The organism is Floridaenema aerugineum BLCC-F46 (genome assembly GCF_041929345.1).
Taxonomy (GTDB): Bacteria; Cyanobacteriota; Cyanobacteriia; order Cyanobacteriales; family Aerosakkonemataceae; genus Floridanema; species Floridanema aerugineum.
Genome location: NZ_JBHFNQ010000178.1, coordinates 21,236 through 30,363, shown reverse-complemented (window position 1 = coordinate 30,363; position 9,128 = coordinate 21,236). Strand labels below are relative to the sequence as shown.

General features: G+C 39.1%; 6 protein-coding genes. 3 read left to right on the top strand and 3 right to left on the bottom strand.

What is annotated here, in order from left to right; all coding sequences use genetic code 11:
- Nucleotides 1–1,765: 1,765 nt before the first annotated feature.
- Nucleotides 1,766–2,383, top strand: coding sequence for a methyl-accepting chemotaxis protein (locus tag ACE1CC_RS23060; RefSeq protein ID WP_413272777.1), 618 nt, complete (start codon nt 1,766–1,768; stop codon nt 2,381–2,383).
- Between the two features lie 494 nt (nt 2,384–2,877).
- On the opposite strand, the gene ACE1CC_RS23055 is transcribed toward ACE1CC_RS23060, so the two are convergent.
- Entirely contained in the window at nt 2,878–3,225 is a 348-nt protein-coding gene (locus tag ACE1CC_RS23055; protein WP_413272776.1) for a histidine triad nucleotide-binding protein, read from the bottom strand.
- A gap of 82 nt (nt 3,226–3,307) precedes the next feature.
- Here ACE1CC_RS23055 and ACE1CC_RS23050 point away from each other — a divergent pair, with 82 nt between their 5' ends.
- Together ACE1CC_RS23050 and ACE1CC_RS23045 are read left to right on the top strand one after the other, a co-directional pair.
- Entirely contained in the window at nt 3,308–4,837 is a 1,530-nt protein-coding gene (locus tag ACE1CC_RS23050) for a YifB family Mg chelatase-like AAA ATPase (RefSeq protein ID WP_413272775.1), read from the top strand.
- 18 nt (nt 4,838–4,855) lie between these two features.
- Nucleotides 4,856–5,506, top strand: a complete 651-nt coding sequence (locus ACE1CC_RS23045) for a Uma2 family endonuclease (protein ID WP_413272774.1) — start codon at nt 4,856–4,858, stop codon at nt 5,504–5,506.
- Between the two features lie 212 nt (nt 5,507–5,718).
- Here ACE1CC_RS23045 and ACE1CC_RS23040 read toward each other — a convergent pair whose 3' ends face one another.
- Together ACE1CC_RS23040 and ACE1CC_RS23035 are read right to left on the bottom strand one after the other, a co-directional pair.
- Complete coding sequence (locus ACE1CC_RS23040; protein WP_413272773.1) at nt 5,719–7,164, bottom strand: DUF1802 family protein; 1,446 nt, start codon at nt 7,162–7,164, stop codon at nt 5,719–5,721.
- Between the two features lie 50 nt (nt 7,165–7,214).
- Entirely contained in the window at nt 7,215–9,125 is a 1,911-nt protein-coding gene (locus ACE1CC_RS23035; RefSeq protein ID WP_413272772.1) for a hypothetical protein, read from the bottom strand.
- Nucleotides 9,126–9,128 lie beyond the last annotated feature (3 nt).

Genomic DNA, 9,128 nt, shown 5'->3' with positions numbered 1-9,128 from the left:
GTTGCAAAACCGTTCCCAAACGTTGGCGCTTTCGCGGCGTTGAATGGTTGTGGTCATTGTTGGATAATTGCGATGATTTATTTTTCGAGGTTCAGAGCGGTTTGTTTGCCCGCTTAAATATACATTAAGGGATTTGTTTCGGTTTGTAAAGGGGGTTAAGAAAAAATTTTTATTTTACAAAAAAAGGATTTTGCAATACCACCTTGATGGGAAAGTGTCAACTCAGATCTTGCACTCCTGAGCAGAGCCTCTATTCTTCGTTCCATTTGTTCAACCGGGGAACTAGTATCTGGGAGCTTCCACCTCCCTGGGTGCAAGATTTGAGTCAATCCTCGCCAGTTTGCTTTGGAGTTTATACATAACTAAAGTTGTAATAATTCTTATGAAGAAAGCTCTCACCTTAGCTGGAACTATAGTTTTACCGGATATTCAGAAGAAATATATAAATTATAAAATCTAAAATTAGTATAGATCACTACAAGTTACCAATCACTCAATACGCTTAACGTTATCTCTTAAAAAAATAATGTTTCAGAATCTATCGTTACGAAATAAAGCTATTGGCTTTGCGATCGCATTAGGTACACTCCCAGTGTTACTAATTGGTACTGTAGCTTATTACTTTGCCAATCGTTCGATTACGCAAGACGTAATGCAATATCAAAAAGCTTATGCAGTAGAAGTGGCGGATAAACTCAGTCGTTTCATGTTTGAACGTTATGGAGACATTCAAACAATAGCTAACTTAGCTATTATCAACGATCCAAAACTTAGTCGGATCGTTTCCCAGGAGCAAAAAGAAGAGACGCTGAATCGTTACCTAAAAGCTTACGGCGTTTATGACAATATTAGTATTTTTAATTTGGATGGCAGCGTAAGTGTTAAATCGAGAGGGACAGTTGTCCAAAACCCAAGAGAACAAGATTACTTTCAACAAGCACTCAACCAAAATCAGCCCTTTGTTAGTCATCCAGAAATTTCTCCATCTACCAATGAGTTAGTGTTGTATTTAGTTGCACCAATTAAAGATGCTGTAACAGGGAGAACTATTGGGATAGCCCGATCGCGATTACCGCTACATCACATTCAGGAACGGATCAAAAGTTTTGACGATCGAGAAAAGCAAATTCATGTAATTGATGCTTTAGGCAAAACATTTATATCTCAGAATCAAAAAAATATAGGTCAGGATATATTTTCAGAGTATTCAGGCTTAAAGCAACTGCAAGCGAACAAAGCAGCAGATGTAGATATTGCTTATTCGGCAATTGATAAAACAGATAAAGTCTTAGCCTTTTCTACTACTCCTACATTAACAGGAATGCCTAATCTAAACTGGCTGATATTAGTTGATAACGACACAGCAGTAGCTTTTCAGCCTCAAAGAGAATTACTAGTTACGCTGTTAATTGGCAGTGGAATTACAGCTTTAGTAGTGAGTGCGCTCGCAGTTATCCTCGCCAATCGTACCACCAAATCTATTAATTCAATAGTCAATTCTATCACCACTTCCACATCAGAAATTGCCGCAACAATTGAACAACAAGAACGAGTTGCTACCCAACAAGCAGCTTCCGTAAATCAAACTACTGCGACAATGACGGAGTTAGGTACATCATCAAGAGTTTCCGCAGAACAAGCAGAATCAGCAGCGGAAAATGCCCGCCAAGTATTAGCTTTAGCAGAATCATCCGCAGCCGGATCGCGTCAAGTGTTAGACTTAGCCGAACGGGGAACGCAAACAGTAGAACGGACTTTAGCGGGGATGTCTACACTTAAAGAAAAAGTAGGATCGATCGCACAACAAACCTCAGAATTAACCGAACAAACAAATCAAATTGGCAGTATTACCAACATAGTCAGCGACTTAGCTAGTCAAACAAATATGTTAGCTTTAAATGCTGCTGTAGAAGCGGTGCGTGCTGGCGAACATGGCAGAGGATTTGGAGTAGTTGCGACAGAAATTCGCAAATTAGCAGACCAAAGTAAACAATCAGCCCAAAAAATTAACGCTTTAATTTTGGGTATTCAATCAGCAATTGATTCTACAGTTACGGCAACTGATGAAGGGAGGAAAACCGCAGAAGAGGGGATAAAACTTTCTCAAGAAACAGCAAAAGCTTTTACCGAAGTAACTCATGCAATTAATGAAATTGTTTTGAGTAAACAACAAACTTCTCTAACTGCAATTAATGATATTGTTGTTGGTTCTCAACAAATTTCTCTGAATGCTAAACAACAAGCGATCGCCATTGAACAAGTAGTTGAAGCCATGAACAACATTAATCAAGGTGCATCCCAAACTGCCAGCGGCATCACTCAAACTAAAGTTGGCATTCAAAAACTTAACGAAGTTGCCCAAGATCTTAAAGCAATGGTTTAACTGAGATCTTGCACCAGTCCCAAAAACCGCCGGCGAATCAATTCGCAGGCTAATAGCTGAACTCCTCTAAAGAGGACTAAATACTTATACCAATTCTCTATGAGGATGCACTTAATGAACCCCACCCCAAACCCCTCCCCGTCCACAGTCCCGGTTCAATGATTAAGCGCAATTTTACGGAGAATTGGTATTAGTATTCAAAAGCTTTCAGTCCATTAAAATGGACTTGAGGTATTAGCCCGGAAATTGATTTCCGGGCGGACTCAATACTGCTCGGTTAAGCGTAGGGGCGAAGCATTCGGGCGACAATTTATTTGCTCAAATCCTAGATTTTATGTCCGAATGCTTCGCCCCTACAAAGGCAAAAATCCAAAACCCGAGCAGTATTGCGGGCGGACTCTCATCGCAGGTGCAAGATCTCAGTTAAGAGAAGGCAGAAGGGAACAGGGTAAAGGTTAAATTAGTCTCCCCATCTCCCAATCCCCCCATCTCTTCTAACCGGGAGGCCAAGCCATTTGTCTGCCGCCTAAAATGTGTAAATGGAGATGGTATACTGTTTGTCCACCGTCTGCGCCATTGTTAATTACTACTCGATAACCATTTTCTAGTCCAGCTTGTTCAGCAACTCGCTTGACAATTAACAGCAGATGACCCAAAATTTTGTGATCTTCGGGTTCTGCGTCAGCAAGCTTAACGATAGGTTTTTTGGGAATGACTAAAATATGAACAGGCGCTTGGGGATTGATATCTCTAAAAGCAAGTGCCATGTCGTCTTCGTAGACGATATCTGCGGGAATTTCCCGACGGATGATTTTGCCGAAAATCGTGTCTTGTGCAGTCATTGATAATTTTTCATTCATCAATTGTCAATGATAAGAGAGGATAGACAAAGAACAACTAAATTAATTGCTAAGGAAAAGAACTGTGTTAGCTAGAGTTTGGAGTGCATCACTTGTAGGCATTGACGCTGTGAAAGTGGGGGTGGAGGTGGACGTTTCGGGGGGACTTCCGGGAATTGTTGTGGTTGGTTTACCGGATGCTGCTGTGCAAGAGTCTCGCGAACGGGTAAAGGCGACGATTAAAAATGCGGGGTTTGCTTTTCCGATGCGAAGAATTGTGGTTAATTTAACTCCGGCTGATTTACGCAAGGAAGGGCCAAGTTTTGATTTAGCAATTAGTATAGGAATTTTAGCTGCGTCGGAGCAAGTTAACCCGGAATTGTTGGGGGATTTCCTATTTTTAGGCGAAGTTTCTTTAGATGGTAGCTTACGTCCGGTGGCTGGTGTTTTGCCGATCGCAGCTGCTGCCAAACGTTTAGGAATTGCAGGTTTAGTTGTTCCAACTGATAATGCACAGGAAGCGGCAGTTGTGGCAGATTTGGCGGTTTATGGGTTGGAAACTTTAACGGATGTAGCTAATTTTTTGGATAATCCCAAACGTTATCAACCTGTGAAGATCGATCGCACAAAACACAAAGATCGATCGCACTTTTCCAGCTTAGATTTAAAAGATGTGAAAGGTCAAGCACACGCTAGACGGGCTTTAGAAATTGCTGCTGCTGGTGGGCATAATTTAATTTTTGTTGGTCCTCCGGGAAGTGGTAAAACGATGTTAGCTAGACGTTTACCAGGGATTTTACCCGAACTTTCTTTTGAAGAATCGCTCGAAGTAACTCAAGTTTATTCTGTTGCTGGGTTATTAAAAAATAGAGGTAGTTTAGTTAGCGATCGACCTTTTCGTAGTCCCCATCATTCTGCTTCTGGCCCTTCTTTAGTTGGTGGTGGCAGTTTTCCCAAACCTGGGGAGATTTCTTTAGCACATCGGGGAGTCTTATTTCTTGATGAACTCACTGAGTTTAAAAGAGATGTTTTAGAGTTCCTCCGCCAACCTTTGGAAGATGGATATGTGACAATTTCTCGTACTAGATTATCTGTCATGTTTCCGGCACAATTCACTTTAGTTGCGAGTACAAATCCCTGTCCTTGTGGTTATTTTGGGGATACGATTCAACCTTGTACTTGTTCTCCCGGAAAAAGGGAACAATATTGGGCGAAACTTTCTGGCCCTTTGATGGATCGCATTGATTTACAAGTAGCAGTTAATCGATTGAAACCGGAAGAAATTACTAATCAACCTTTAGGGGAAGATTCTACCTCTGTTCGGGCTAGGGTGCAAGCGGCTAGAGAGCGATCGCAACACCGTTTTAAAACGGAAACAAATTTACGTTCTAATGCGGAAATGCAAAGCCGTCATTTAATGCAATGGTGCAAGTTAGATGATGCTTCTCGGAATTTGTTAGAAGCGGCTATTCGGAAGTTGGGACTTTCGGCTAGGGCTAGCGATCGCATTTTAAAAGTAGCGAGAACGATCGCTGATTTAGCAGGTGATGAAGACATCAAAACTCAGCACATTGCTGAATCAATTCAGTATCGCATAATTGATAGAATGCAGTGATTAAAAGGATGTAAAATTATGAGCAAATTACAAACAAAATTACTCACTGATGAATGGGTAATAGCGACTTGGGATGAGTACATTCAAGCTATTGAGACTCAACAATTAGAAAATGCAAAAACCTATTACTATAAAGGACAACTGAGAATCGAAATGACACCTCAAGGCTACGATCATTCTTACGATAATTCCCTGATTGGCTACTGTGTGCAATTATTTTGTGGCATAACAGGCATGGCGATAAGTGCAGTAACTAACTGTACATTTAGGCGAGGTAATGAAGCAGAAGCTCAACCAGATTTAGCGTTTTATATTGGTGAGAATGCTGAAATTATTCCCCATAATACAACTATTGTGGATTTAAATGTTTACCCACCACCAGATTTAGTGATTGAAATTGCTAAAACTTCTTTTTCTGATGATATCGGTAGCAAGCGAATGTTATACGAAGAATTAGGCGTGAAAGAATATTGGGTTGTGAATGTAGTGCAAGCTTTATTGATTGCTTTTGCTATTGTTGATGGTGGAAGTAGGCAAATTACACAATCTCAACTTTTACCGAATTTACCTTTTAGTTTATTAGAAGAAGCTTTGCGGCGAGGTCGGGAAAGTGGTAGAAGTCAGTTATATAGTTGGTTAATTAATGAAATTCAATCTCTTAGTAATTGATATCATTTCCGGCTGAAGAGCCATAATATTTTTCATCCAAAATCCTGTAGAGACGTTATATATAACGTCTCTACATTATCTACATTATGGGTAATCAAACAAAGTTTCCGCGCTCGCTATAATGACGATCGATTCTTCTCTTTATAGTGTTACAGTAACTAAACCTGGGTTAGTTTGTCGGTGTTTACAAGTTAGACATCTCATCATTTTATCTAGTCTTTTACTATTAAGTCACGGAGGTAGTAGAAGCGATCGGTTCTCCAATCACTTCCTTTTTTTCTGCCTAAGTAACCTGCTAAAGGTGATGAAAGTTCGATTAAAATTTCGTGCATTTCTCTATCTTGTAAACTTTGAGGTGGATTTGAATGTACGTATGCACCATGTAAACCTTCAATCCCGGCATTCTCAAAATTTGTAGTTTCCAGGTGCTTTTTCACGAGTTGGACTATATGCGATCTCATCTTAATATTTTTCTTAACTGTCTGAACGTACTCGTCAATCTTGGAATCAATTTGACCAGCTTCCAAGTATGCCTTAAGTTCAATTAAATTAACTGAACCTGGATATGTTGCTTGTAATTCAACTAATTCTTGAAGAGTCATAGGATTAATAATGCTAACTTTCCACTCGTGGGCAGCTTTTAACAATGGTTTTGATGGTTCTCCGGGGCCAATGACTAATTTTACTGCACCTAGAAAATGATCAGTTCCTAAGTGAGTTCCACCTAGCCTAATTAATTCTTGAACAGCCATAGCTCCGAGGCCCTGACCTGCTTTACATTCTCCTACTAAGGGATAAGGTTTCGTACAGTACAAATCCATCCCACCAGCACCACCTTTGGCATTTGGATCTAATTCAAAACCTAAAAATTTTAAGCTTTTGTGAACAATTTGTTCAAAGGCTGTGCCCCTTTCATAGTTTCCACCAGTGGTAGCTGTTGCCAAATCATTGATTGTTTTAATCCAAGACAAATCTGTGTCAGATAATTTTTTAGGCGGATTACTTACCCATCCTAAAAATGCCTGGATGTGATGATTTAAATTTTTGGCTTTTGGGTTAGTAATAGCTATTTGAGCAACTTGGCTTTGCAACTCTTCCAATTCTGGATGTAAAGGCGGGATTCGATTTTCTAGCTGATGGCGACGTTGGGAGAATACGGTATCGCTCAAAATTGGCGAAATATCTGTAACACTTATAGCTTTAGGTAAAGCCACAAATTGTCCCTGGCTATCCGCAGACATTACCAATGGTTCTGGTAGCAAAAGCAAATAAACCCGCAGATAAGCTAGAAAAATATAGGAACGTTTGGCAATAATTTGCTGCAATGCTTCTATTGTCCAAATTGTTAGAGGTGATAAAAGTTCTAACGATTCAGATTTATCGATAATTTGACACAATTCGCATCTAGCCCAAGCTTTAATTATTACTCCTTCAGGATGCAATTGTGAAATCGTGTTTTTGGCAATGGTCAAAAAACCTGAACAATATTGCTGTTCAACTGGTAATAAGTTACCAGAGACATCTGTAGGATAAAGAGCAAATAGTTTTCCTACATCAAGAAAAGATCGAGGCATGGCAAGGATCGATCGCCCTTGAAATAGGGCTTCCACCTCCGGTGCAGGTAATCTCAGCGCAGTGTCAAGAGAGAGTGATGACATGACAATTTTTCCGATTGAAATTGATTTAATAACCAAGCTACTTAAGCGATTTACCTCCCAATTTTATTTAGTAAATCATCAAGTGACATTTCAATATTTTTATTCGATGTAGTTGAAGTTGCTGATGTTTTATTTTCGGCAACTTTATCTTCTTCATTAATTAATCCATCAGGAACTTGACCAGAAGGATCGCTTAGAATCTCCTGAATTAGATAGTTATCATTTGCTATCTTCTTTTGCAAGATAAACTGTTTTATTTCTTCTTTGTTCAATTCATAATCTCCTGAAGATTTACTAACAAAAGATATTGCCAAAAGCGGCTTGATGTCTTCAATCCTTAACTTAACAAATTCTCCTCCTAACTCTTTAGACAAGAGTTTATCTAAATGTTGTTTTCCCATAATATTTGGGTTAACTTCTTTGGAACGAACCAAGCAACCGCGAGTCATATCAAAATTTCTGTAGTCTATTAACCGTTTTAGTGCAGCACTTACAAACCTACCACCAGATTCCTGAACAACTGCTACTACAATTTTGACAACTTTTCCATTTTCTTTACCAACTATTCTGAAGTGTAAGTAACCTTTGTCTGCACTTTTAACTTTTACTTCTTCAATGCTCTGAATTTGCACTCCTTCTATAGTCTGACCTTTAATTGCCTCGAATGCTAAACGTAGAGCATCAGATATGGCAGAGCTATCTTCAAAATAATCATTTATAGTGCGATTAAGCCCTGTCAGTTCCTTGTTGAAAGCAGCTTCTACTGGATCGGTTTGTTTCACTATTACCCCATCCCCAGGTACTTTCCAGTTCTTTTTACATTCATCTAGAACTTTCCTAACAATTGGCTTTTCTTTGCCAAGTTCTCTCAATTCATTTTCATCAAACGGATAAACAGGATGAGGCGGAGTTAGCCCTTTTTTATCGTAATAATCTTTCAACCAACAAGAAACTAAAGTTACTACATCATCAGAATTGAGATATTTTAAATCAAAAGTTTTTTCGCCTATTCTGGCAGTAACCGCTTCTGCTTGTGGTAAAGCCCTAATTTGAAGGCTATAAGTTTCATCGTACATAGCCAGCATTAAAACACCACGTTTGATTTTGCTGTACAAATCTTTTGCTAAAAGAGCGATCGCTTGTGCTCTCGTAAAACCTGCCTCATTACGATTTACACTTTCTAACTCGTCAAAACCAATTACTAATGTCCTGTAATCACCTATTAAATCTAAAATTTGGCAAGCAGTTTGGAAAGATTGAGATTCTTTATCTTCTTCGCGGTTATTTGGTAGTCCCATTACATCAGCTTGTTTTTGAGCTAATTCTCTTCCCGCTAACCAATTGATTGCAAATGACTGTTTATCTGAAGATAGTGTCCAAAGAATAGCCTGGATCAAATAAGGATTTTCAACGTTGGGTTTAACTTGAAGTATTCTTTCAGCCAAACTATCAACTAACCCAGAATTTTGAGCCAATGCACCAGGAAATCGACTAATTAAATGTTGAGGAGTATAATCTTTATTTGTGGCTCCATTTACTAAAGCCGTCGCTAATTCTTGCCACTGCATTACCCCTTGGTTGCCTGGTTGTTTTAGGCTTGATGTTAAAGTATTTAGGAAATTTGAGTTAATTCGGTTTAAGTCGCCATAGTCTACTTCAGACATATAAGCAAAAAAACAATCGCCTTCCATTAAAAGACGACTACGAATTCGACTAATCAAATGGCTTTTACCTAGCCCTTTCTCAGCTTTAATAGTAATACCAATAACTGAACGTTGCCCAGCACGAATTTGCCCAATAGCTTGAAAAACAGCGTCAGAGGCATGAGAATTAATTGAAGGAACATCAGGAAAGCTTTGTTCCCAAACATCATGGCTTCTTACTATTAAAGATCTGTCAAATGGGTTTTGACTTTCAATAGCTTTTTTGAGGTCTGAGTCTGAAGAATGAGAGTTTGTCATGAT